We start from the raw sequence: 23,942 nt of genomic DNA on the forward strand, positions 1-23,942 counted from the left end.
GTGAGAAACCAATGCAGGAGGGTTCCATAGTTGAGGAGTTATCCTCAACGCTTCTGCGCCTGACATTGGTTTTGTTCTCCAGTACCTCGGAGACTATCCCCGCCTGTTATTTCTGCTGAAACTCTCCCTATGTCGCTATTCAACTGGCAGCCATTGCGGCATTCTAGTTTTCTGGCGTTTATCGGCTATCTCTACGACCTCAACCTAATAGGGCGAAGGCTTCGCGTAGGATTTTTTCTGTGTTCTCTATGGCGCCCGAATGGAAATGACCGACACCGATCAAGGAATTGCAGCGTTTACTGACCCGTTGTCATTAGTTGTGCCAGAGATGAAAGGAGTAACACCGCGGAACGCTGTCGGGTGCGATCTGTCCGCATACATGTTTTCCTGGAGTGACCGGTTTGAATGCTTTTTGGAAGAACAGCGTGGTCCTGTGGTTTGTTAGTAAATGTTTCGTGTGCTTTTTTTCATAAAAAAACCCTGCATGTGCAGGGTTTTTATGGGGCATAGAACTTAGCCGCGGAGCCAGGAGTCCACGGTGGCGGCACCGTATTGTTCCTTCCAGGCTTTGAGTCCGCGGTGATTACCGCCTTTGGTTTCGATCAGTTCGCCCGTATGCGGGTTCTGATAGACCTTGATCACGCGAGCGCGGCGCTGCTTGGGTGTCTGAGCGGACTTGGCGCTGGAAGCCTGAGGGTCGAGAATGGCATTAACGTCCCGAAGGCTCTTGTTATAGCTCTTCATTAGGTCTTTAAGCTTTTTCTCGAACTCGATTTCCTTCTTGAGTCCGGCATCGTTTTTCAGGGCTTCCAGTTGAGCGAGTTGTTCTTGAAGGGCCTTTTCTGCGGCGCGAAATTCAGCGAGTCTGGACAAAATTTTTACTCCAATAGTTTATTCGGTTGCCATGAACCTATAACAAAGAGACAAGCCATCGCTTACACTCGATCCACCAGGCACCGCCCACAACGACCTGACTACGTTGAATCATTATGTATAAATCCGAGGCTTTCCCGTCAATTTATTGCTGGCAGGAAAAGTGTAGTAGTTATCGGCCCAAGAGTAAATCATGGGATTAAAGTGGCACGGCGAAAGTGCGGGAGTTACCTGGCGCGGTTTTTCCATTGCTGATCAACCGGCGTTTTGCTGCTTAAGACTGCCGATCAAGTCCGTGTTCGGCAACGCTTTTCCAAGCCGTTAACCCTGCAAGAAGTCGATGCCGTGGGAAGTCAGGTAATCACGCTGTTCGGCGGTTTGCGCGCCTGCGCCAGCGATGCCTAGTTCCAGCTTGGTGCCAAAGTCATCGATTGCGATCATCACCTGTCCGTGTAAATGTTCGAACAGTGGGTGAGTAATGGCGCTGGGGTCGATCAGCTCTCGCTCGACCCATTCCAGCACCAGCCTGAGCTGTCCCTGGACAAAGACTGCGTGTGCGGCCCTTGCTCAGGAATGGATGAAAAAGGAATACGGACAAAATTAGTTACGCCATGTAGAATCAATTTACGCTTATAAGAATAATGCCTTATGAAGATATTCGGATTCAAACTGATCTACGGCGACTTTCTTGCCCGCAGCGTGCGGGGAATTTCCTGTGCTCCACCCATTGGCCTGCGCATCGATAGCCACTCACTGATCGTTACTTGATTAATAGGATGAGGCACCACCATGGCAGATATCTTCGAAAACCCAATGGGCCTGATGGGCTTTGAATTCATCGAATTCGCATCGCCAACCCCGAACACCCTGGAGCCGATCTTCGAGATCATGGGCTTCACCCGGGTCGCGACCCACCGCTCCAAGAACGTGCACCTGTACCGTCAGGGCGCAATCAATCTGATCCTCAACAACGAACCCCACAGCGTGGCCTCGTACTTCGCCGCCGAACATGGTCCGTCGGTGTGCGGCATGGCTTTTCGCGTGCAGAACGCGCAGAAATCCTACGCTCGCGCCCTGGAACTAGGTGCCCAGCCGATCCATATCGCCACCGGCCCGATGGAACTGAACCTACCGGCGATCAAGGGCATCGGCGGCGCGCCGTTGTACCTGATTGATCGTTATGGTGAAGGTAGTTCGATCTATGACATCGACTTCGTCTACCTCGACGGTGTCGACCGCCACCCGACAGGTGCGGGCCTGAAGATCATCGACCATCTGACCCACAACGTCTATCGTGGGCGCATGGCCTACTGGGCGAAGTTCTACGAGACGCTGTTCAATTTCCGCGAGCTCCGCTACTTCGATATCAAGGGCGAATACACCGGCCTGACGTCCAAGGCTATGACCGCTCCGGACGGCATGATCCGCATTCCGCTGAACGAGGAGTCGTCCAGAGGGGCCGGGCAGATCGAAGAGTTTCTGATGCAGTTCAACGGTGAGGGTATCCAGCATGTTGCGTTCCTCACTGACGACCTGGTCAAGACTTGGGATCAATTGAAGGTGTTGGGCATGCGCTTCATGACCGCACCACCAGAAACCTACTATGAAATGCTCGAAGGCCGTTTGCCGAACCATGGCGAGCCGGTCGAGGAGCTGCAATCACGCGGCATTCTATTGGACGGATCCTCGCAAGAGGGCGACAAGCGTCTGCTGTTGCAGATCTTTTCGCAAACCTTGATGGGACCTGTGTTCTTCGAATTCATCCAGCGCAAGGGCGACGAAGGGTTTGGCGAAGGCAATTTCAAGGCGCTGTTCGAATCGATCGAGCGTGATCAGATTCTTCGAGGTGTGCTGACCACAAAGTGATGTGGACTTGTGTAGAGCGGGGCAATTTACAGGATTGCCCGCTCTGCTCAGCCAAACAACCCCGCTGCAATATTGATCGAAAACCCCAAAATCGCTGCATTGAACACAAACCCGATCAGCGACTGCGCCAGCACCAGTCGGCGCAACGTCTTGGTCGCGACTCCGACATCCGAGGTTTGCACGGCCACGCTGATGGTGAATGAGAAGTACAAGAAGTCCCAGTAGTCCGGATGTTTCTCGCCATCGGCAAAACGCAAGGGCGGGTCCTGATCATTTGAAACGTAAAACTGCCGCGCGTAATGTACGCTGAAAATCACCCCGATCAACAGCCACGAGCCCATCACCGTCAACCCGGTAAATCCGTAGCGCAACAAGCGGGTGTGTACCTCCAGATCCTTGCTACCTGCCAGCTCGAACGTAATCGCGGCCAGGCTGGCAATGGCTGCGATCGATCCGATCAGCAGCACCGTCCCGGCATTTTCGTCCTCACGCTCGACAAAGCGCCGCACGTCCTCGGGGCGGGAACGCACGGTCAGCCACAGCATCAGGATCAGGTAAGACCAGACGGCGGTGTTCCAACCAACGAGGACCTTGGTCAATACGGGGCTGATCGGTACCAGTGCGCCGACGGCGAGGCCGAAGAGGGTGGAGAGGGTCAGGCGTGGATGGGTTCGGGCGAGGTGGCGCATAAAGGTACTCTGCTTGCTGGTATCAACGCACCTTAGCATGGCCCCCGCCCGGCGGAATTGTTACGCGCCTGCGCTGTAGGCGCGAAAGGCTCGGACTCCTGGTTCTGGTCACTCCCGCAGCCACTGGCCGGCGTCGCTGTTCCTCAGCATAACTGGCTATGACTTGTCACAGCGCCTCGGCCATGGATTTGAGGCATCCGAGCTTGAGCGAAGGAACGAGTTGTACAGACTACTAGTAGGCTTATTCGCATGGCCGTTTTGCGGACAAAAAGCCAAAATATTGGCATATTTGTAAATGACTTCTAAAATTTAAAAAAATGACATATTATTGACGTTGGCTCAGTGATATCACACTATGGCATCGCGGATTGCTTGATTTTATTCATTTTTTTTGACGCCAGCGTTCTGTAGGTTCCAGAGAAGGGCGATACGACCTTTGTAAAGAGGGCGGGCACTACAGGGAAGGTCAGTGATTGTGGCGTATAGCCATGAATTACTCCCCGAAAGTGCTAACTTGATGTTGGGATTGCGACGTTTTTTCTTTGGGATGATTTATGTCTGCCAAACGGATACTGGTAACAGGTGGGGCTGGCTTTATTGGTTCTCACCTTGTGGAAGCGCTGTTGGCCAAAGGTTATGTCGTTCAGGTTCTGGACGATCTCTCCACCGGCAAGGTGAGCAACCTGCCGATGGGCCATGCCTCCCTCAAGCTGGTGGTCGGCGATGTCGCCGATGCCGCCAACCTGGCTGAAGCCATGGAGGGTTGCGGCGCGGTGGTGCACCTGGCCGCGGTTGCGTCGGTGCAGGCCTCGGTCGAAGACCCGGTACATACCCACCAGAGCAATTTCATCGGCACTCTGCGAGTGTGCGAGGCCATGATCGCTGCTGGTATCCGTCGAGTGGTATTTGCCTCCAGTGCTGCGGTATACGGCAATAACGGGGAGGGCACCTCGATCAGCGAAGACACACCAAAATCCCCCCTCACACCCTATGCGACGGATAAGCTTGCCAGCGAGTACTACCTGGATTTTTATCGGCGTCAGCATGATCTGGAACCGGTCATCCTGCGCTTCTTCAATATATTCGGTCCTCGTCAGGATCCGTCCTCGCCGTACTCCGGGGTGATCAGCATTTTCAGCGAGCGGGCAAAAACCGCGCAGCCCATCACTGTTTTCGGCGATGGCGGGCAAACGCGCGATTTCGTCTATGTCGAAGACTTGGTGAAGATTCTCGTGCAGGGCCTCGAACGCCCGCAACCCACCCCGGATGCCACTAATGTCGGACTCAGTGGGGTGACCACGCTCAATGACCTGATTGTCGCGTTGGAGCAAATCAGTGGCCAGCCGCTGAAGGTGACTCATGCGCCTGCCCGTTCCGGGGACATCCGGCATTCCAAGGCTGACAATCGTCGTCTGTGCGAGCGTTTCGACCTTGGCACTCCCACCGTCATGGCGGATGGTTTAGCGCGACTTTATCGCAGTCTTTAGTGTCATAGCCTTGCAGGCACCCGGTCGCGGATGTCGGAAGTCTGATGTTGTGCGGATTGATCTACTGAAGAGTAAGTTATGGAAATCGAGTTTCGCGGAAAGGGTTTCTGCCGTGTCTGTATAGTGATACGGCGTTTGTTCACCGCGTTGGTGTTGTGTACGACTCATTCGGTCGTGCAAGCTGCGCCGATTGCTCCTGCCAGCGTCGGGTTCTGGTACGCCGAGCGGCCACCACTCGAAGAGTTGGCTCAGTTCGAATGGGCCGTGGTCGAACCCGGCCATATGACCAGCGCCGATGTTGCCACCTTGCGCCAACTCGGCAGCCAGCCCTTTGCCTATCTGTCGGTGGGCGAGTTCGATGGCGAGCGTATCGCCCTGGACAAGCAAGGCCTGAGTCAGGGGGCGAGCGCCACTCGTAACAAGGCGTGGGACAGCCAGGTCATGGATATCGCCACGCCGGCCTGGCGCGAACATCTGTTCCAACGCGCCAAGGCGTTGCAGGATCAAGGCTATGCCGGCCTGTTCCTCGATACCCTCGACAGCTTCCAACTGCTCCCCAAAGCCAAGCGCGAGCCGCAACGTGAAGCGTTGGCTGCGTTCCTGCGGGAGCTGCATAGCCGCCAGCCGAGCCTGAAGCTGTTCTTCAACCGTGGTTTCGAAGTGCTGGGCGAACTCGATGGCGTGGCTTCGGCCGTGGCCGTGGAATCGATCCATGCTGGTTGGGACGCCTCGAGCAAACGTTATCGACCAGTGTCCGAGGCAGACCGCAACTGGCTGGAAGGCGAACTCGAGCCGCTACGGGCGAAGAGCATCCCGTTGGTGGCGATCGACTACCTGCCGTCCAACCGCCGTGAAGAAGCCCGCAAACTGGTCCGCCAATTGAGCCAGGAAGGCTTTATCCCGGTGGTGACCACCGCGGACCTCAATACCCTGAGCATCAGCCGCGTGGAGGTGCAACCGCGTCGCATTGCCATGCTCTACGACCCGCGTGAAGGTGAGCTCTACGACCACGCCGGACACCGCATGTTGGGCGGCCTGCTCGAATACCTGGGTTATCGGGTGGATTACCTGGCGGTGGGCGACAGCCTGCCGGCGCATGGCTTCGCCGGCCTATACGCTGGGGGGGTGGTGTGGATGACCAGCGGCCCGCCCGAGGACAGTCGTGCCTTTTATAGCTGGATCGGTAAGCGCCTGGATGAGCAGGTGCCCCTGGCGATCATGGCGGGTCTGCCAATCGAGGATCGGGCGCTGCTCAAGCGTCTGGGTCTGAACCCGGTAGCGCCAGGTGCTCGCGAGAGTCTGCATGTGCTGAGCCAGGACAAGACGTTGATCGGTGCCTTCGAGGCACCGGTAGTAGCGCGTAGCCGTGAACTGACCCGAGTGACACTGCTGCCTGACGGACCTAAACCCGCGCTGCTGCTGGGTGATGACCAGGGCGGCAAGTTCGCCCCGGTGGTCACCGGCAACTGGGGTGGCATGGCCCTGGCGCCCTATGTGGTGGAAACCAACGTTGAGCGCAGCCGCTGGATTCTCGATCCGTTCGCCTTTATCCAAAAAGCCCTGCGCCTGCCTGTCCAACCGCGCCCGGACACCACCACCGAGAACGGTCGGCGGATCGCCACGGTCCATATCGACGGCGACGGTTTCCCCTCCCGTGCAGAAGTGCGGGGCACACCGTATTCGGGGCGCCAGGTGCTGGATGACTACATTCGCCCCAACCCATTCCTGACCTCGGTGTCGATCATCGAAGGCGAAGTCGGACCCAAGGGTATGTCGCCGTTCCTGGCCAAGGAGCTTGAGCCGATCGCCCAAGAGATCTTTGCCGACCCCAAGGTCGAGGTTGCCAGCCACACCTACAGCCACCCGTTCTACATGCAGCCGGACAAGGCCAAACAGGACGAGGATTTCCATGCCGAATACGGCCTGCGCCTGAATATCCCAGGTTACAAAACCCTGGATTACAAACGCGAAATCTTCGGTTCGCGAGACTATATCAACAGCCGCCTGACTACCGCGAAGAAGCCGGTGAAGATGATCTTCTGGCCGGGCGATGCGTTGCCGAGCGCCGAAACCATCAAGATGGCCTACGACGCGGGGCTGAAAAACGTCAACGGCGGGCAGACCATTCTGACCAAGGCCAATCCATCGTTGACCGGCCTCTATCCGTTGCTACGACCCACTGAAGGCGGCTTGCAGTACTACGCGCCGGTGATCAACGAGAACATGTACACCAATCTGTGGAAGGGTCCGTACTACGGTTTCCGCGATGTGATCGACACCTTTGAGCTGACCGATAGCCCACGCCGCCTGCGCGGCATCCACCTGTACTACCACTTCTATTCGGGCACCAAGCAGGCCTCGATCAAGACCATGACCCATATCTACCAATTCATGCGCGGCCAGCAGCCGCTGTCGTTGTGGATGAGCGACTACCTGGCTCGGGTCCACGGCTTGTACCAGGCCAGCCTGGCTCGCACCCTCGATGGTGACTGGCAGGTGCGCGGGATGGATGGCTTGCGCACCCTGCGTCTGGACCCGACGCTCGGCTGGCCGGATCTCACTCGCTCCGAGGGCGTGGCCGGCGTCCGCGATCTGCCCCAAGGCCGCTATGTGGCATTGAGCAGCGACCACGCGCTATTGGCCCTGCGACCGGAGCGTGACCCACGCCCGGCGCTTGAGCTGGCGAATATTCCCTTGCGGGACTGGCGTTATGTGAGCGACCGACAAGTGACGTTCTCCTTTGCGGGCGAATTCAATCTGCAATTCTCGGTACGCTCGGCCAGCGCCTGCCGGGTCGAGGTCCAGGGCCAACGTTACGCCGGCAAGGCTGAACAGGGCCTGTGGCATTTCCAACTTCCATTGAAGCAGGTGAGTGATGCCCAACTCCTCTGCAACTAAGACCCAACAAGCGCGGTTGCTCAACCCTTGGGCGCTACTGCTGGTGGCGATCGCTGTCGGTGTGTTGCTGTGGGCCACCTTTCGCAACGAGGATGCATTCCGCCCCAAAGGCGGCCAGCCGGACGAGGTTTCGGCCAGCTATGCCGAGGTCCTGCTGGCGGCGCATCCGCAAAACAGCGAGTTGCGTGCCCAGTTGCTCGACCTTCTGATCCAACTGGGCGACTACCCGCGAGCGGAAAAACATCTGGTCGAATGGCCGCAAGCCGATCCGACGCTGATGGCCTATTACCGCTTGCAGCTCGATGCCCTGGCCTTGAACAACAGCACCGACAGCGTCGCACTGCAGGCCTTGGCCACGCGCTTCACGGTTTTTGACTATAAGCGGCTGCCGACACCACAGCTCGAACGCTTGCCCCAGTTCGCCCTGAGCGCCCAGGCCCCGGGCCTGGCAGCCGATGCCTATGTCGAACTGGCCCGCCGCGACCCCAAGCAACGTGAGCAGCGGTTGGCCGAGGCGGCGAAATGGTACCTGGCCAGCGAGCAGCCGGGCCAGGCCGCTGACCTGTATGTGCAACTGCTGGAAAACAGCCCGCAACCTGAAGAACGCCGACCGCTCCTCGAAGCCGCCTTCAACGGGCTGGTGGCGGCGGACCGTGGCGATCAGGCCGTCGAGTTGCTGGCAAGGGAACTGGCCACGCAGCCAGATAGTGAAGTCAATCCAGCCTTGCTTGATCAGGGTGTTGATGTGGCCGTGGCGCATCACCGTCTGGACCTGGCCGAACAGTTGTTTAGCGCCTGGCGCAAGTTACAGCCCGACAACCCGCAAGTCCTGGCCAAGGAGTTCAAGCAGCGCTTGGCTTTCGGTGACCTGGAGGGAGCCCACGAGGTGGGCCTGCAATTGCTCCAACAGCACCCTGAAGATCCTCTGCTGCTGGAGCAGATGGCGCATATCGCCGAATGGCGGGGTGATTCGGCATCGGCGCTAGGCTACTGGATCAGCCTCAATACGCTGCGCGACAACGCCGCTGAATTCGAACACACCTGGCGCCTGGCGATGCAGACCTACGACTTCGACCGGGGGATCCCGGTGCTGGCAGGGATCATGCGCAAGCGCGCGTTGACCGATGTCGAACTCGATGCCCTGGTGTACGCCCAAGAGTCGCGTGGAACACCCGAAGAGGCGGAGAAATGGCTACGCAGCTATCTGGTCCAACACCCCAGGCATCGCCTGGCCTGGGTCCGCCTGGTGCAAAACCTGGAAAACACTGAGCAGTATCAGGCGCGCCTGGAGGTCTGGAAGAGCTTCGCCAAAAGCTACCCCTTGAGCAGTACCGAGCGGGTGGACTGGGCCAACAACTATCTCAAGTTGTTTGACAGCCCCTCGGCCTGGAAAGTGCTCACGGCGGTCGATGGCAACAAGATCGACGACATCGATTACTGGCAGTCCCGTTCCGCGTTGGCCTGGGACCTGGAACTGGACGAGGAACTACGGGTTGCGCTGGAGAAGATGCAACTCATCAAGGGCTCGCTCAATTTCGGCGACGAGAGCGAATTAATCGCCCTTTATCGTGCCCGCGATCCGCGCCATGCCCTGCAGTTGAACGTCGACAGTTGGCGTCGCAGCCATAACCCACAGCGCCTGGTGGCTGCTTTGCAACTGGCCCAGGAGTTGCAGGACTGGCCCTTGGTCATCGACCTGCTCAAGGATGCCGACCAGTACCCGGATCTGTCCGACATTTCGCAGGTGTTGGCGGCCCGTGGCGCATTGGCGGTGCAGCAGGGACAGACTGACGAGGCACTGCGCCTGTATCGTCTGGGGCTGAGCCGTTTCCCGGATGACAACATCTTCCGCGAACGCCTGATGTGGCTGTATGTCGACCTGGGCCGTAGCCGTGAGATCAAGCCATTGCTTGAGCAATGGCGAGCCCTGGCGCGTAGCGACGATACCCTGTGGCTGCCGTTTGCCGCCGCCAGCCAGTTGGTGGGGCGCAACAGCGAGGCCCTGGCCTGGTACCGCCTGTACCTGCAAACCCATCCACGGGACTGGATGGTCCAGGCTGCCTACGCCGACGCCCTGGAAGGCGCCGGTTACGCCGACTCGGCCCAGCGCCTGCGGCTCAAGCTCAACCGCCAAGTGACGTCGGAGCAAATTCGCGCCACGCCACAGGGTTACTCAACCTGGCTACGGTTGCTGGCCAGCAGCTACTCCTCGCGTAAGGCGCAGAACCAGGCGATGCACTGGTTGGACGGCTCCAAGCCTATGTTACAACTGTGGTTCGATCAGCTATTGGCGCGTTTGGATGACATCAATCAGCCCGCGCAGAAAGATGATTGGCTAGCCTGGGCTCGCAGTCGCGGCTTGAAGATCAGCAGCTACGAACAGATCCAGCAGGCCTTGCGCGGCAGCAATCGTCAAGCTTTGGAACGCCTGGTGGCCAGTGGCGAGTTGGACCCGGCGCAGCAGGTCGAAGCCCTCAACAGCCTCGGGCGCGGTGGCGAAGCGCTGGCCGTCGGCCTGTCGGCGCTGGGTGACGAGCAACCGCCGGTGATCCGCGAGCAATTGCGCCGCCAGGCCATCGAGATGACCGAACGTACCCCGCAGGGCATGCTGTTCTCATGGGAGCGGCAAGACTATGGTGGCCTGGTGTTCACTGGTCCGCGCCTGACCACCGCCAGTTACCTGAATGACAACTGGTACGCCAAGCTGGTGCTGGAACAGGGCCAATACAGTGGCGATACCATCGATTCGTCGCGCCTGAGCCATGAAACCAACACCGAGTTGACCTTGCAACGACAACTGGAGAATGGCAACTACAAGCTGATTTTCGACAGTAGCCTGCGCCAGGACGACGACCGCAACGGCCTGGGGATCAGCCGGACCTGGCAGGTGGACGGCGGTAACGAACTGGATGTCGGCGCCGACTGGCACCGCAAGAACGAGGACACCGGACTAATGCGTGCTTTCGGTCGCCAGGACGATGCCTGGGTCGGCGGTCGACATCGCTACTCGGCCCGCGACCAATTGTCCTGGAACCTGGCCCAACGCTGGTTTTCGACCCGTGGCGGCGACGACCTGGGCAATGGCCATGCGGTAAAGATCGAGTTCGACCACACCTTGCAATTCGAAGGGCCGAACTGGGAAGTGCGCAGTGGTATCGACTATCAACATAACAGCCTGAACAATCGTTCGCTGGCCAAGCTGGCTAATACTCAGCGCGGCGCAATCGACCTGGTAGGGGTCGAGCTCGACGATCCGAGTGAGATCACCAGCCAAACCTTGCTGCAGAAACGTTATGGCCAGTGGTTCTTTGGCAGCTCGTGGCGACGCGGTTTTCCGGGCGCCTTGAACCGCACACGCGGGCAGTACACCTGGTTGGTGGATGTCAGCTCGGGCTGGCAGTGGACCGACAACACGATCAACTATGCGATCAGTACAGGTGTCGGCACCGAAGTGCTGGGCGATGACGAATTAGCGGTGACCTTGGGCTACCAGTCGGCACCGGAAGGCGCCGCGGACAAGTCCGGCGGCATCATGGGTGTCAGTTACAGCGTGCGTTTCGGACGCTGATCATGGAATTCAAAGAGGAGTTAATCTTATGCAATCCATTCGTTGCGTGAGTCTTGCGATGGTCGCGGTATTGCTGGCAGGTTGCGGCAGCTTTACCGGTCAACGCAGCCCGGAACTGTCCAGCAAGGCCCGTTGGGGTGTGTTGCCGCTGGTCAATTACTCGCAGACACCTCAGGCCGGTGAGCGTAGTGAGCAGATCCTGCTCAGCGTGCTGAGCAGCCGTGGCCTGCAACCGCAGGTCTATGCCGGAGCACCGGAGCAGGGCGAACAGGCGTTGCTGGACGATAACGAGCGTCTGGCTGGCGCTATGGACTGGGCGCGTGAGCAGAAGCTCGATTACGTGGTATCCGGCAGCGTCGAAGAGTGGCAGTACAAGAACGGCCTGGATGGCGAACCGGCGGTGGGCATCAGCCTGCGAGTGGTCGAGGCCAGCACCGGCAAGGTGCTCTGGAGCACCAGTGGCGCCCGTGCCGGTTGGTCCCGTGAGAGCCTGGCTGGCGCGGCCCAGAAGGTCCTCGACAAGCTAATCGGCGGCCTTCGGATCGAGTGACTGCGATGAACTCTCCACACATGGACTACGCGCTGGCGCCCCGTGCCAGCGGTCCGGCGTCATGGTTGGAAACCTTCCTGGTGACCGCGCTGGTCATCGGCTTGGGGCTCTGGCTGACGCCGCAAGACCCATTGCAGGTGCAAGGTGAGTTTCCCTGGTCGGTACTCGCGCCGCTGTTGCTGGGTGTGCGCTACGGTTTTGTCCGTGGCCTGATCAGCGCGAGCTTGCTGGTGGCAGCTTTTTTCGTCCTGCGCCAATCGGGGCTGGCAGGTTATGCGCAGATCGCACCGTCCTATGTTGTCGGCGTGCTGGTGTGCGGCATGCTCGTCGGCGAGGTGCGCGACCTGTGGGAGCGGCGGCTGCTGCGCCTGCAAATGGCCAACGAGTACCGCCAGTATCGGCTCGACGAATTCACCCGCGCACATCAGATCCTGCGGGTGTCCCATGATCGCCTGGAGCAGCGCCTGGCCGGCAGCGACCAAAGCCTGCGCAGTTCATTGCTGGGTCTACGCGAGCGCCTGCGTGCGGTGGCCGATGGTGACGACTCGCTGACCTTGTTGGCCGAACCGGTGCTGACCTTGCTTGGCCAATATGGCTCGTTGCGAGTGGCCGGGTTGTACCGTGTGGAACAGCCCCGCAGCCCGACGCCGACGTTGACCTTGTTGGCGGCCACCGGGACCATGGGACCGCTGGACAACAGGGACTTGTTGGTGCGTTTGTGCCTCGAACGCGAGGAGCTGGTGAGCGTGCGTGAAGAGCTGATCGATAGCGGCGGACAGGCCGCGGTGTCGTCGTTGCAGGCCTGTATTCCGCTGGTGGATATCCATGGCCGGATGTTGGCGATTCTGGCGGTGCGGCAGATGCCGTTCTTTGCCTTCCAGGAGCGCACCCTCAGTCTGCTGGCGTTGCTCGCCGGGCATATCGCCGATCTGCTGCATCACGATCCCGAGGTCCTGCAACTGGAGAATGTCGACGCCCAGCACTTCAGCCGTCAGCTCAAGCGGTCGCTGGTGAATGTCGAGCAGCATGGCTTATCCGGCTGCCTTTATGCGTTCGAGCTGACCCAGCCCAACGATGAGCTGGCGCCGCTGTTCGAACGCAGCCGGCGCGGTCTCGACCTGCACCTGACCTTGATCAACAATCGTGGGAATGCGCTATTGCTGGTGTTGTTGCCGTTGACCAGCGCCGAGGGCGCCGAGGGCTATCTGGCGCGTCTGGGTCGGCTGATTCACGAGTATTTCGGCATGACCTCGGATCTGGCGGGCCTCGGCGTCAAGGTGTTGCCATACGATCTGGAGTCCGCCCGGCAACGGGACGGTTTGCGTAACTTTCTGCAAAACGAGTGTGGCCTGAATGTTCAGCAAGTGGCTGTTTAGCGGGGCGGTACTTTTTGAGGCCGGGAGTTGGGCCAGTCTGACTGCACAGCTGTCGGATCTGCAGATCGCGCTCCTGTACGCAATGACTCACGGCTTCGCCTGTGGCCTGCTGACGGCAGCGGTGTGGCTGTTGCTGCCGGCACGTTATCGCATGCCGTTGCCGTGGAGCCCGCTGTTCATTTTCAGCCTGGCATTTTTTGTGCCGCTGATTGGCGCCGTCGGAGTGATCACGGCGATCTTTCCGGCATTGTACCTGCCACGCAAACGCGAAACGCAAATGTGGCAGGCGGTGGGCATACCCGACCTGCCGTTCCGTGCCCAGCCCCAGTTGCACTCGCCAACCTTCGGCGACAGCGGCCTGCAGGATGTACTGCGGCACGCCCTGGAACCGGACCAGCGCCTGGCGGCGTTGCTCGCCACCCGACGGATGCCAGGCAAGGAGGCGGTGCCGATTCTCAAGCTCGCCCTGGGCGATCCGAGCGACGATGTGCGCCTGCTGGCGTACTCGATGCTCGACAAGCAGGAAAGCGATATCAACCAGCGGATCCAGTCCTCGCTGGAGCAATTGGCCGGTGCCGCGCCGCAGAAGGCCGGCGCCTTGCACGCCACGTTGGCACGCTGGTATTGGGAACTGGCTTACCTGGGCCTGGCCCAGGGCAGCGTCCAGCAGCATGTCCTCGGCCAGGCCGGAGAACATGCCGAGCTAGCATTGAAAGCCGGTGAGGGCGGGGAACTGCTATTGCTGGCCGGGCGTATCGCCTTGGAGCGCGGCGATATCGGCAAGGCAAGGCTACACATGCACCAGGCTCAAGAGGCAGGCATGGCCCCGGCCAAGGTTATCCCATTCAGAGCCGAAATTGCCTTTGAGACCGGGCATTACGCCGAGATTCCCAAGCTGCTGAAAAGCCTGCCGCCGGAAATGCAACAGCATCCGCCCTTTGCCGGGCTGTTAAGGACCTGGACATGAAAAAGCCCATCGACCCGACACCGATCGCCGATGTCTGCCTGTTGCTCGAAGGCACTTGGCCCTATGTGCGCGGCGGCGTGTCCGGTTGGATTCACCAGATGATCCTGGGGCTGCCGCAACTGACCTTTTCGGTGCTGTTCATCGGTGGTCAGCGAGCGGCCTATGGGCCGCGCCGCTACGAGATTCCATCCAACGTGGTGCACATCGAAGAGGTGTATCTGGAGGAAGCCTGGCGCAATTCCAAGCACAAGCGCGTCGTACACACGGCTTCTCTCATAGAACTGAGCAGCCTCTATCGTTACCTGCATAACCCGCAAAAACCCGCGGCTGAGCTGGGCTTTAGCGTGCTCGACGCCCTGGCTCAGGGGCGAATAACCCTGGACGACGTGCTCTACAGCCGTCCTAGTTGGGAGGCGCTGACCGAAGGCTACGAGCAGCATTGCGCCGACCCGTCCTTCGTCAACTATTTCTGGACCCTGCGCACCATGCAGTCGCCACTGCTGATGCTGGCCGACGCCGCCAGGCGGATGCCACGGGCGCGGGTCCTGCACTCGATTTCCACCGGTTATGCCGGGCTGGTGGGTTGTATCCTCAAACAGTTGTGGGGCTGCCAGTTCCTGCTCAGCGAGCATGGTATTTACACCAAGGAACGCAAGATCGATCTGGCCCAGGCCAGTTGGATCGCCGAAAGCAGTAACCAACCGCTCAACGACAGCCTGGATGCCGGTTCCGGTTATATCCGCATGCTCTGGGTGCGCTTCTTCGAGCGTATCGGTCATCTGGTGTACGAGAGTGCCGACCAGATCATCGCGCTGTACAACGGCAACCGTCAGCGGCAAATCCAGGACGGTGCGCCGGTCGAGCGAACCCAGGTGATTCCCAACGGTATCAACCTAGAACTCTGGACCCAGGCCCTCACTGCCCGAGCCGAAGGGATTGCGCCGGTGGTCGGCCTGATCGGTCGGGTGGTACCGATCAAGGACGTGAAAACGTTTCTGCGAGCCATGCGCGGCGTGGTCAGTGTCATGCCTCATGTCGAGGGTTGGATCGTCGGCCCGGAAGAGGAAGACCCCGAATACGTCGCCGAATGCCGCAGCCTGGTGGCCAGCCTGGGGCTGGAGAAACAGGTGCAATTCCTCGGCTTCCGGACAATCCAGGACATCCTGCCGCAACTGGGCTTGATGGTGTTGACCTCCATCAGCGAGGCACAGCCCTTGGTGATTCTCGAAGCCTGGGCCGCCGGTACGCCCGTGGTCAGCAGCGACGTCGGTTCTTGCCGCGAACTGATTGAGGGCGGCGAAGTGGCTGACCGCGATCTCGGCCTGGCCGGGGAGGTGGTGGCCATTGCCGACCCACAGGCGACGTCCCAGGCGATCATCGATCTGTTGCGCAGCCCGGAGCGCTGGAAGTCCGCCCAGGCGGCGGGCTTGCTGCGGGTTCATCGTTACTACAGCGAGACGTTGATGATCGACCGTTATCGCAGGCTTTATCACACGGCCATGGGCAGCGTAGACAGGGAGATCAGGTAAATGGCTGGCATCGGTTTCGAACTGCGCAAGATTCTCGCGCGCGACTCCTACATGGCGACGTTGCACGCCTATGTCTATGCGGGCCTGATCAGCTCCGGGCCCTGGGTCTTGTCGATTCTCAGTGTGATGCTGGTGGGGGTTATCAGCCTCGGACTGGTGGTCCCGGAAGTATTGATCCGCCAGTTTCTGATCACTGTGACCTATCTGATGGCGACGTCGCTGATCCTGACCGGCGGCTTGCAGCTATTTTTCACCCGCTTCGTCTCCGACCGCCTGTTCGAGCGCAAGTACGAACAGATTCTGCCGAACCTTGTGGGAGTGTTGTTGCTGGTGACCCTGGGTTCCGGGGTGCTGGGCATTATCTTGCTGACTACGCTGTTCGACCAGCCACTGATTTATCGGCTGCTGACCCTCGCCAACTTCGTGGTGCTCTGTAACCTGTGGCTGGTGATTATCTTCCTTTCTGGGATGAAGGCCTATAACCGCATCCTGTTGGTGATGTTGGTGGGGTATGCGTTGATGGTCGGCAGCGCATTCCTCTTGCGCCACACGGGCATGGAAGGATTACTGCTGGCGTTGTTGTTAGGTCACAGCACGCTGCTGTTCCTGTTCCTCTACGATATCTTGCGCGAATACCGAGCCGAGAAGCTGGTGGCCTTCGACTTCCTGGACCGAGGCCAGGTGTTTGTCAGCCTGCTGCTTACTGGGTTCTGCTACAACCTGGGGATCTGGATCGATAAGTTCATCTTCTGGTTCAACCCGAACACCTCGAGTCAGGTAATCGGGCCGATGCGTGCCTCGATTCTCTATGACTTGCCGATTTTCCTCGCCTACCTGGCGATCATCCCCGGCATGGCGGTGTTCCTGGTACGGATCGAAACCGACTTTGCCGAATGGTACGACCGCCTGTTCCGCGCCGTGCGCGATGGCGAAACCTTGCAGCATATCGGTTCGTTGAAGGCCGAGATGACCTTCTCGATTCGCCAGGGCTTGCTGGAAATCTGCAAGGTCCAGGGGCTGACGGTGGTCCTGCTGTTCCTCTTTGGCCCACGCCTGTTGGCGTGGCTGGGGATGTCCGCCTACTACCTGCCGTTGTTCTATATCGATCTGATCGGGGTGAGCATTCAGGTGCTATTCATGGCGATCCTCAACGTGTTTTTCTACCTCGACAAACGAAGGATCGTGCTGGAGTTGTGCCTGTTGTTCGTGGCGCTCAACGCCATGTTTACCTTGCTTAGCCTGTCCCTGGGGCCGAGTTTCTTCGGTTATGGCTTCACCTTTTCGTTGCTGGTCTGCGTGCTATTGGGGCTGGCGCGGCTGTCGAAGGCATTGGACGACCTGGAATACGAAACCTTCATGCTGTCGCGTTGACAGCCGTTGTCGGCTTGTCGCGATTCGCTTCACGCAGCCTGGCCGGCGATGGCGTCCGAGCTGGCGATATCAATTATTGACATCGTCGGTCCGCGCGGCGAAATCATTCACTCGCGCATCGCTCTGGGGTCCTGCCACCCACCATCACGTTGCTTTGCGTAGCACTCTAGCTTGTTGCTTCGAAGGCCAGTGGTTTTCAAAAAAATACTAGTTATTTGATTTGCATGGCTTTTTAAAGATAGCTCAGTGAGCTCAGGGGCTGTGGCACACTTTCTGCTCTTCATTCCGTTGTTACACACTAAATTCCGTTATAGCGGAGTTCACATCATCGGAGTGCAACGTCATGCATCGCGTACCTTCTTTGTTCAAAGCGTGTGCTTTTATTTTTGCCGCCACGGCGGTTGTGGCCGGAGTCGCCCAGGCCGCCGACAGCAAGCTCGACAATGTGCTCAAGCGTGGCCATTTGATTGTCGGCACTGGCAGCACCAACGCGCCATGGCACTTCCAGGGCGCGGATGGCAAGTTACAGGGCTTCGATATCGATATCGGTGCGATGATCGCCAAGGGCCTGTTCAATGATGCGAGCAAGGTCGAGTACGTGGTGCAGTCTTCCGATGCGCGGATTCCCAACCTGCTGACCGACAAGGTCGACATCAGTTGCCAATTCATCACCGTGACCGCCAGCCGCGCCCAGCAGGTGGCTTTCACCCTGCCGTACTATCGAGAAGGCGTCGGCCTGCTGCTGCCAGCCAACAGCAAGTACAAAGAAATCGATGACTTGAGGGCCGCCGGCGACAAGGTCACCGTAGCGGTGCTGCAGAACGTGTATGCCGAAGAGCTGGTGCACCAGGCGCTGCCAAAGGCCAAGGTCGACCAGTACGACAGTGTCGACCTGATGTACCAGGCCGTGAACTCGGGGCGTGCCGACACTGCGGCCACCGATCAGTCTTCGGTCAAGTACCTGATGGTGCAGAACCCTGGCCGCTACCGCAGCCCGGCCTACGCTTGGAGCCCGCAGACCTACGCTTGCGCGGTCAAGCGTGGCGATCAGGACTGGCTGAACTTCGTCAACGTCGCCTTGCATGAGTCGATGACCGGTGTCGAATTTCCGGCCTACGCGGCGTCCTTCAAGAAATGGTTTGGCGTCGACCTGCCGTCGCCGCAGATTGGTTTTCCCGTCGAATTCAAGTGATCCCTTAAGGGCCGGGTGCCGTGCGTGGCGCCCCGTCGAAGGTACTGTCGAGCATGAACTATCAGTTGAACTTTGCCTCCGTCTGGCGCGATTTCCCCAGCTTGCTGGCAGGACTCGGCCTGGGCCTGGAACTGGCCTTACTGTCGATCGCCATCGGCTGCGTGATCGGTCTGCTGATGGCGTTTGCCTTGCTTAGCAAGCATCGCGCATTACGGCTGCTGGCTTCGGTGTATGTCACGGTGATCCGCAACACGCCGATCCTGGTGCTGATCCTGCTGATCTACTTCGCTCTGCCGAGCCTGGGGATCCGGTTAGACAAGATTCCCTCGTTCATCCTCACCTTGTCGTTGTATGCCGGCGCCTACTTGACCGAGGTATTTCGCTCCGGTTTGTTGAGCATTCCCAAAGGTTTGTCCGAGGCCGGGCTGGCAATCGGTCTCGGGCAATGGCAGGTGCGCGCCTACGTGACGGTCCCGGTGATGTTGCGTAACGTGTTGCCGGCGCTGTCCAACAATTTCATCTCGCTGTTCAAAGACACCTCGCTAGCGGCAGCCATCGCCGTGCCGGAACTGACCTATTACGCCCGCAAGATCAATGTGGAGAGCTACCGGGTGATCGAAACCTGGATGGTCACCACCGCGCTCTACGTGGTTGTCTGTTATCTCATCGCCATGATGCTGCGCTACCTCGAACAGCGCCTGGCAATTCGCCGCTAGGAGTCCCCTATGTACCAATCCCCAAGCTGGCTGCATGAATTGTGGGGTGCCCGAGACACCCTGGGGCAAGGCTTTTTGACCAGCGTGCAGTGCTCGGCCCTGGCTATTGTCGGCGGCACGTTGATCGGCATCGTTGTCGGATTGGTGCTGACCTATGGCAAGTTCTGGATGCGCCTGCCGTTGCGCCTGTATGTCGATCTGATTCGCGGCACGCCGGTATTTGTCCTGGTGCTGGCCTGCTTCTATATGGCCCCGGCGCTGGGTTGGCAGATCAGTGCGTTTCAGGCGGGGGTGTTGGGCTTGACGCTGTTTTGTGGTTCCCATGTCGCGGAAATCGTGCGGGGTGCGCTCCAAGCGATTCCCCATGGCCAGTTGGAAGCGGGCAAGGCCATTGGCCTGACCTTCTACCAATCCCTGGGTTACGTGCTGTTGCCCCAGGCGCTACGGCAGATCCTGCCGACCTGGGTCAACTCCTCGACCGAGATCGTCAAGGCCTCGACGCTGCTGTCGGTAATCGGCGTTGCCGAATTGCTGCTTAGCACTCAGCAGGTGATTGCCCGGACCTTCATGACTCTGGAGTTCTACCTGTTCGCCGGGTTGCTGTTCTTTATCATCAACTACGCCATCGAATTGCTCGGTCGGCACATTGAAAAGCGGGTGGCATTGCCATGATTGCGACTACCAGGCAAAACGACAAGCAAGCGCTGCTGAGCATTCGCGACCTGCACAAACAATACGGCCAGGTCGAGGTACTCAAGGGTGTCGACCTGCAAATGCAGCGTGGCAACGTGGTCACACTGATTGGTTCCAGCGGTTCGGGCAAGACCACGCTGTTGCGTTGCGTGAACCTGCTCGAAGAGTTCCAGGGCGGGCAGATCATCCTCGAAGGCGAGTCTATCGGCTACAGCGAAGCCAATGGCAAGCGCGTGCGTCATGGGGAAAAACTGATTGCCCAGCATCGGGCCATGACCGGCATGGCGTTCCAGCAGTTCAACCTGTTTCCGCACCTGAGCGCGCTGCAGAACGTCACCCTGGGCCTGCTCAAGGTGAAAAAGCTGCCCAAGGACCAGGCCGTGGCCCTGGCGGAGAAGTGGTTGGAACGAGTCGGCCTACTGGACCGGCGCAATCACTTCCCCGGACAGTTGTCTGGCGGCCAGCAACAGCGGGTCGCGATTGCCCGGGCCATTGCGATGAACCCGAGCCTGATGCTGTTCGACGAAGTAACCTCGGCCCTCGACCCGGAACTGGTCGGCGAAGTGCTGGCGGTGATCAAGGACCTGGCCGAAGAGGGCATGACGATGTTGTTGGTCACTCACGAGATGCGCTTCGCCTTCGAAGTTTCCGACAAGATCGTATTTATGAACCAGGGGCGTATTGAGGAACAGGGGCCACCCAAAGAACTGTTCGAGCGCCCGCAATCGCTGCGTCTCGCGGAGTTTCTCAAGAACACGCGTTTTTAACTTTCATTCAAGGAGAACAGCATGAGCATCACTCGTTACGGCACCGGCAGCACCGCCGGTGGTGGTCAGCCGCGCCCTTTCGCCCGTGCCGTCGAAGCCGATGGCTGGCTGCATGTGTCCGGCCAAGTGCCGGCGCTCAATGGTGAAATCATTGTCGGCGGCATCGTCGAGCAGACGCACCAGACCATGAAGAACCTCATCGCGATTCTCACAGAGGCCGGTTATGCCCTGGAAGATGTGGTGCGCGTTGGCGCCTGGCTGGAAGATCCGCGGGATTTCTGGAGCTTCAACAAGGTCTTCTCCGAGTACTTCAAGCCCGAACACGCTCCGGCGCGGGCCTGTGTGCAGGCGCACATGATGGTCGACTGCAAGGTCGAGATCGACTGCATCGCCTACAAGAAGAAGGGCTGACATGGCCGAAGACACCATCAAGCGTCGGGCAAAAGGATTGGACCGGGCGTTCGATATTCTCGATTACCTCAAGGAAATCGGCCAGCCCTTGCGCCCCAACGATATTGCCAGCGGCATCGGTAGTCCTAAGTCCACGGTCTACGAACTGGTGGCGTCGCTGCTGGAGCGACGGATTCTCGAAGCCGTCGGCAAGGACGGACATGTCTACCTGGGCCGTCAACTGTATTTCCTCGGGCAGGCCCACCTGCGTCATTTCGACCTGAGTCGCGAGGCCGATCAGGCCTTGCAGGAAATCGTCAGTCGGACCCGCGAAACCGCGCAGATGTGCCTGCTCAACGGTCGTAAGTACACCGTGGCGCTGATGAGGGAGGGTGAGCGCCATTTTCGTATTTCTTCGGATATCGGTGAAAACGCGCCGATTCCCTGGACCGCGTCCGGCCGCCTGCTGCTGGCGCATTTGAGCGACCAGGAAATCATCGACCTGATCGATCACGACGACTTTATCCTGCCGGACGGCCAGCGCCTGGCGCTGGAGGTGTTCCTCGGGGAAATTCGCCAGGCGGGTATCGACGGGTTCTTTTCCTTCGATAGCGTCGCCGATACCTTCACCCACTGCTTCGCCGCGCCGGTCAAGGACGAGCGGGGCGTCTGCATCGCGACCCTGTGTATCGTCGCCCCTCGCACCGATGCGCAGAAAAACTACAGCGACTATCGTCGGGTACTGATCGACAGCGCGAACAATCTGGCCCGTCGAATCAACGAATAGCAGCGGCTGTGGCCGTGCCTGTTAAGGAGTCTGAAATGCCTGTTGCCTTGAACATTCCCCGCGTGGAGAAAGGCGCCGCCGCTGTCGGTGCCCAACTGGTACGTGACGTTAGCCTGCCGGCCCTGGTGTTGCACCGTGAAGCGCTGGAACACAATATTCGCTGGATGCAGGATTTCGTCAGCCGCAGCGGTGCCGAACTGGCGCCCCACGGCAAGACCAGCATGGTCCCGGCGCTGTTTCAACGCCAGTTGGCCCAGGGCGCCTGGGGCCTGACGCTGGCCACGGCGGTGCAGACCCGAGCGGCCTATGCCGCCGGTGTGCGGCGGGTGCTGATGGCTAACCAACTGGTCGGCGCGGCGAACATGGCGTTGATCGCCGCGTTGCTGGCGGACTCGCGGTTCGAGTTCTACTGCCTGGTCGATCATGCGGACAATGTCGCGGCCCTCGGCGAGTTCTTTGCCGGGCGCGGCCTACGGCTCAATGTAATGATCGAATACGGCGTGGTCGGCGGGCGCTGCGGCTGTCGCAGCGAGCAGCAGGTGCTGGAGCTGGCCGAGGCTATCAAGGTTCAGCCGGGTCTGGCGCTGACCGGTATCGAAGGTTATGAAGGCGTGATCCACGGCGACCAGGCCGTCAGCGCTATCCGCGCCTTCGCCAGCTCATTGGTACGCCTGGCGGTGGGCTTGCGCAACAGCGGTGCATTCGCTATCGATAAGCCGATCATCACCGCTTCGGGCTCGGCCTGGTACGACCTGATCGCCGAAGAGTTCGAAGCCCAGGATGCCGACGGGTGCTTCCTCAGTGTGCTGCGTCCCGGCAGCTATGTGGCCCATGACCATGGCATCTACAAGCTAGCGCAATGTTGTGTGCTGCATCGTCGCAGCGACCTGAGCGAAGGCCTGCGCCCGGCGCTGGAAGTCTGGGCTCACGTCCAATCGATGCCGGAGCCGGGGTTCGCGGTGATCGCCCTGGGCAAGCGCGACGTGGCGTTCGACGCCGGCCTGCCGGTGCCGCTGCTGCGCTACAAGGCAGGCGTGCTGCCGGCGGTGGGTGAAGACGTCAGCACTTGTGAGATCACTGCGGTGATGGACCAGCATGCCTTTATGACCGTGGCACCGGGCTGCGAGCTGCGGGTCGGCGATATTGTCTCGTTCGGCACTTCCCATCCGTGCCTGACCTTCGACAAATGGCGCGTTGGCTGCATTGTCGATGAGCAACTGAGCGTGATCGAGACCTTCGACACCTGCTTCTAAGGGGATATTGCCTGAATGACCACCCACAGCCTGCCCCCACCGCGTATTGCCCTGATCGGCGAATGCATGATCGAACTGCAACAACAGGCCGATGGCAGCCTGCGCCAGAGCTTTGGCGGCGACACCTTGAACACTGCGGTCTATCTCTCCCGCGAATTGGCCGGGCGGGGATCGGTGGATTACGTCACGGCGCTGGGGGACGACAGCTTCAGCGACGCCATGTGCCGGACCTGGGCCGAGGAGGGCATCGGCCTGGACAAGGTCCAGCGCCTGCCCGGACGCTTGCCCGGCCTGTATTGCATCCAGACCGATGCGGGCGGCGAGCGCCGCTTTCTCTACTGGCGTAACGAGGCGGCGGTTCGCGATTGCTTCAGTACACCAGGCGCGGTGCCGATCCTCGCGGCCTTGCCGGATTACGATGTGCTGTACTTCAGCGGCATCACCCTGGCGGTGCTCGGCGAGCTTGGCCGGGAGAAGTTGATTGCCGTGTTGCAAGAGGCGCGTCGGGGCGATACCCGAGTGGTGTTCGACAACAACTACCGGCCACGCCTCTGGTCGGGTATCGAACAGGCCCGCACGGCTTATCGGCAGATCCTGCCGTATGTCGACCTGGCATTGTTGACGTTGGAGGACGAGCAGGCGTTGTTTGGTTATGCCGACGGCCCAACGGTATTCGCTGCCTACGACCAGATCGGCACGCCGGAGGTAGTGATCAAGCGGGGCGCCAAGAGTTGCCTGATCCACTGTGAAGGCGAAGCGTTCGAGGTGCCTGCGCAGGAGGTCGAGACCGTAGTGGACACCACGGCGGCGGGGGATTCGTTCAGTGCCGGGTATCTGGCGAGTCGCTTGACCGGTGGCAATCCGCAACAAGCCGCGCTAGCCGGGCATCGGCTGGCGAGCCAGGTGATCCAGGTCCACGGGGCGTTGATTGCACGTGGCTGAGAGTCTCAACCTGCTCGCCACCACTGAT

General features: G+C 59.6%; 20 protein-coding genes. 17 read left to right on the plus strand and 3 right to left on the minus strand.

Translation table 11 applies throughout. The features are described 5' to 3' along the window. Positions 1-513 precede the first annotated feature (513 nt). Positions 514-873, minus strand: coding sequence for a histone-like nucleoid-structuring protein, MvaT/MvaU family (locus tag BMX68_RS06255; protein WP_017133736.1), 360 nt, complete (start codon positions 871-873; stop codon positions 514-516). A gap of 321 nt (positions 874-1,194) precedes the next feature. Then, positions 1,195-1,395: a hypothetical protein gene (locus BMX68_RS06260; RefSeq protein WP_017133737.1), complete on the minus strand. Its 201-nt coding sequence runs from the start codon at positions 1,393-1,395 to the stop codon at positions 1,195-1,197. A 267-nt stretch (positions 1,396-1,662) separates the two neighbouring features. Here BMX68_RS06260 and hppD point away from each other — a divergent pair, with 267 nt between their 5' ends. Continuing rightward, complete coding sequence (gene hppD / locus BMX68_RS06265; RefSeq protein ID WP_017133738.1) at positions 1,663-2,739, plus strand: 4-hydroxyphenylpyruvate dioxygenase; 1,077 nt, start codon at positions 1,663-1,665, stop codon at positions 2,737-2,739. Between the two features lie 47 nt (positions 2,740-2,786). Here hppD and BMX68_RS06270 read toward each other — a convergent pair whose 3' ends face one another. Continuing rightward, positions 2,787-3,428, minus strand: a complete 642-nt coding sequence (locus BMX68_RS06270) for a DUF1345 domain-containing protein (protein ID WP_017133739.1) — start codon at positions 3,426-3,428, stop codon at positions 2,787-2,789. A gap of 554 nt (positions 3,429-3,982) precedes the next feature. Here BMX68_RS06270 and pelX point away from each other — a divergent pair. The 16 genes from pelX to BMX68_RS06350 all read left to right on the plus strand — a co-directional run bounded on the left by pelX (position 3,983) and on the right by BMX68_RS06350 (position 23,914). Further along, positions 3,983-4,915: a UDP-N-acetylglucosamine C4-epimerase PelX gene (gene pelX, locus BMX68_RS06275; RefSeq protein WP_026013375.1), complete on the plus strand. Its 933-nt coding sequence runs from the start codon at positions 3,983-3,985 to the stop codon at positions 4,913-4,915. Positions 4,916-4,993: 78 nt separating this feature from the next. Continuing rightward, positions 4,994-7,813, plus strand: a complete 2,820-nt coding sequence (locus BMX68_RS06280) for a bifunctional glycoside hydrolase/polysaccharide deacetylase family protein (RefSeq protein WP_017133741.1) — start codon at positions 4,994-4,996, stop codon at positions 7,811-7,813. After that, entirely contained in the window at positions 7,791-11,381 is a 3,591-nt protein-coding gene (locus BMX68_RS06285; protein ID WP_017133742.1) for a tetratricopeptide repeat protein, read from the plus strand. Before BMX68_RS06280 ends, BMX68_RS06285 begins: the two co-directional genes overlap by 23 nt. Before the next feature lie 28 nt (positions 11,382-11,409). Beyond that, on the plus strand, positions 11,410-11,931 hold the full coding sequence (locus BMX68_RS06290; protein WP_017133743.1) for a transporter: 522 nt from the start codon (positions 11,410-11,412) through the stop codon (positions 11,929-11,931). A 5-nt stretch (positions 11,932-11,936) separates the two neighbouring features. Continuing rightward, positions 11,937-13,307, plus strand: a complete 1,371-nt coding sequence (locus BMX68_RS06295; protein WP_026013376.1) for a PelD GGDEF domain-containing protein — start codon at positions 11,937-11,939, stop codon at positions 13,305-13,307. Beyond that, positions 13,285-14,274, plus strand: a complete 990-nt coding sequence (locus tag BMX68_RS06300; protein ID WP_017133745.1) for a hypothetical protein — start codon at positions 13,285-13,287, stop codon at positions 14,272-14,274. The genes BMX68_RS06295 and BMX68_RS06300 overlap by 23 nt, the downstream gene beginning before the upstream one ends. Further along, a complete protein-coding gene (gene pelF, locus BMX68_RS06305; RefSeq protein ID WP_017133746.1) occupies positions 14,271-15,803 on the plus strand; it encodes a GT4 family glycosyltransferase PelF in 1,533 nt (510 codons plus the stop codon). Before BMX68_RS06300 ends, pelF begins: the two co-directional genes overlap by 4 nt. Then, positions 15,804-17,174 (plus strand): exopolysaccharide Pel transporter PelG, encoded by a 1,371-nt coding sequence (pelG, locus tag BMX68_RS06310; protein WP_017133747.1) that lies wholly within the window; start codon positions 15,804-15,806, stop codon positions 17,172-17,174. It abuts the gene before it with no gap. A 343-nt stretch (positions 17,175-17,517) separates the two neighbouring features. After that, the gene (locus BMX68_RS06315) at positions 17,518-18,366 is read left to right on the plus strand and encodes a transporter substrate-binding protein (RefSeq protein ID WP_017133748.1); all 849 of its coding nucleotides are present in this window, start codon (positions 17,518-17,520) and stop codon (positions 18,364-18,366) included. Between the two features lie 53 nt (positions 18,367-18,419). Then, positions 18,420-19,082, plus strand: a complete 663-nt coding sequence (locus BMX68_RS06320) for an amino acid ABC transporter permease (protein WP_017133749.1) — start codon at positions 18,420-18,422, stop codon at positions 19,080-19,082. Positions 19,083-19,091: 9 nt separating this feature from the next. Continuing rightward, the gene (locus BMX68_RS06325) at positions 19,092-19,754 is read left to right on the plus strand and encodes an amino acid ABC transporter permease (RefSeq protein ID WP_017133750.1); all 663 of its coding nucleotides are present in this window, start codon (positions 19,092-19,094) and stop codon (positions 19,752-19,754) included. Next, a complete protein-coding gene (locus BMX68_RS06330) occupies positions 19,751-20,542 on the plus strand; it encodes an amino acid ABC transporter ATP-binding protein (protein WP_017133751.1) in 792 nt (263 codons plus the stop codon). Before BMX68_RS06325 ends, BMX68_RS06330 begins: the two co-directional genes overlap by 4 nt. Before the next feature lie 21 nt (positions 20,543-20,563). Then, entirely contained in the window at positions 20,564-20,953 is a 390-nt protein-coding gene (locus BMX68_RS06335) for a RidA family protein (RefSeq protein ID WP_017133752.1), read from the plus strand. Between the two features lies 1 nt (position 20,954). After that, the gene (locus BMX68_RS06340; protein ID WP_017133753.1) at positions 20,955-21,719 is read left to right on the plus strand and encodes an IclR family transcriptional regulator; all 765 of its coding nucleotides are present in this window, start codon (positions 20,955-20,957) and stop codon (positions 21,717-21,719) included. Between the two features lie 35 nt (positions 21,720-21,754). Continuing rightward, positions 21,755-22,972 carry an amino acid deaminase gene (locus BMX68_RS06345; protein WP_017133754.1) on the plus strand — a complete coding sequence of 406 codons (1,218 nt, stop codon included), beginning with the start codon at positions 21,755-21,757 and terminating at the stop codon, positions 22,970-22,972. A gap of 15 nt (positions 22,973-22,987) precedes the next feature. After that, positions 22,988-23,914: a sugar kinase gene (locus tag BMX68_RS06350; RefSeq protein WP_017133755.1), complete on the plus strand. Its 927-nt coding sequence runs from the start codon at positions 22,988-22,990 to the stop codon at positions 23,912-23,914. Positions 23,915-23,942 lie beyond the last annotated feature (28 nt).

The organism is Pseudomonas agarici (genome assembly GCF_900109755.1).
GTDB lineage: Bacteria > Pseudomonadota > Gammaproteobacteria > Pseudomonadales > Pseudomonadaceae > Aquipseudomonas > Aquipseudomonas agarici.

Coding starts and splice junctions, on each gene's coding strand:
- hppD (WP_017133738.1), top strand. CDS start 1,663: ATGGCAGATATCTTCGAAAACCCAATGGGCCTGATGGGCTTTGAATTC.
- BMX68_RS06270 (WP_017133739.1), bottom strand. CDS start 3,428: ATGCGCCACCTCGCCCGAACCCATCCACGCCTGACCCTCTCCACCCTC.
- pelX (WP_026013375.1), top strand. CDS start 3,983: ATGTCTGCCAAACGGATACTGGTAACAGGTGGGGCTGGCTTTATTGGT.
- BMX68_RS06280 (WP_017133741.1), top strand. CDS start 4,994: ATGGAAATCGAGTTTCGCGGAAAGGGTTTCTGCCGTGTCTGTATAGTG.
- BMX68_RS06285 (WP_017133742.1), top strand. CDS start 7,791: ATGCCCAACTCCTCTGCAACTAAGACCCAACAAGCGCGGTTGCTCAAC.
- BMX68_RS06290 (WP_017133743.1), top strand. CDS start 11,410: ATGCAATCCATTCGTTGCGTGAGTCTTGCGATGGTCGCGGTATTGCTG.
- BMX68_RS06295 (WP_026013376.1), top strand. CDS start 11,937: ATGAACTCTCCACACATGGACTACGCGCTGGCGCCCCGTGCCAGCGGT.
- BMX68_RS06300 (WP_017133745.1), top strand. CDS start 13,285: ATGTTCAGCAAGTGGCTGTTTAGCGGGGCGGTACTTTTTGAGGCCGGG.
- pelF (WP_017133746.1), top strand. CDS start 14,271: ATGAAAAAGCCCATCGACCCGACACCGATCGCCGATGTCTGCCTGTTG.
- pelG (WP_017133747.1), top strand. CDS start 15,804: ATGGCTGGCATCGGTTTCGAACTGCGCAAGATTCTCGCGCGCGACTCC.
- BMX68_RS06315 (WP_017133748.1), top strand. CDS start 17,518: ATGCATCGCGTACCTTCTTTGTTCAAAGCGTGTGCTTTTATTTTTGCC.
- BMX68_RS06320 (WP_017133749.1), top strand. CDS start 18,420: ATGAACTATCAGTTGAACTTTGCCTCCGTCTGGCGCGATTTCCCCAGC.
- BMX68_RS06325 (WP_017133750.1), top strand. CDS start 19,092: ATGTACCAATCCCCAAGCTGGCTGCATGAATTGTGGGGTGCCCGAGAC.
- BMX68_RS06330 (WP_017133751.1), top strand. CDS start 19,751: ATGATTGCGACTACCAGGCAAAACGACAAGCAAGCGCTGCTGAGCATT.
- BMX68_RS06335 (WP_017133752.1), top strand. CDS start 20,564: ATGAGCATCACTCGTTACGGCACCGGCAGCACCGCCGGTGGTGGTCAG.
- BMX68_RS06340 (WP_017133753.1), top strand. CDS start 20,955: ATGGCCGAAGACACCATCAAGCGTCGGGCAAAAGGATTGGACCGGGCG.
- BMX68_RS06345 (WP_017133754.1), top strand. CDS start 21,755: ATGCCTGTTGCCTTGAACATTCCCCGCGTGGAGAAAGGCGCCGCCGCT.
- BMX68_RS06350 (WP_017133755.1), top strand. CDS start 22,988: ATGACCACCCACAGCCTGCCCCCACCGCGTATTGCCCTGATCGGCGAA.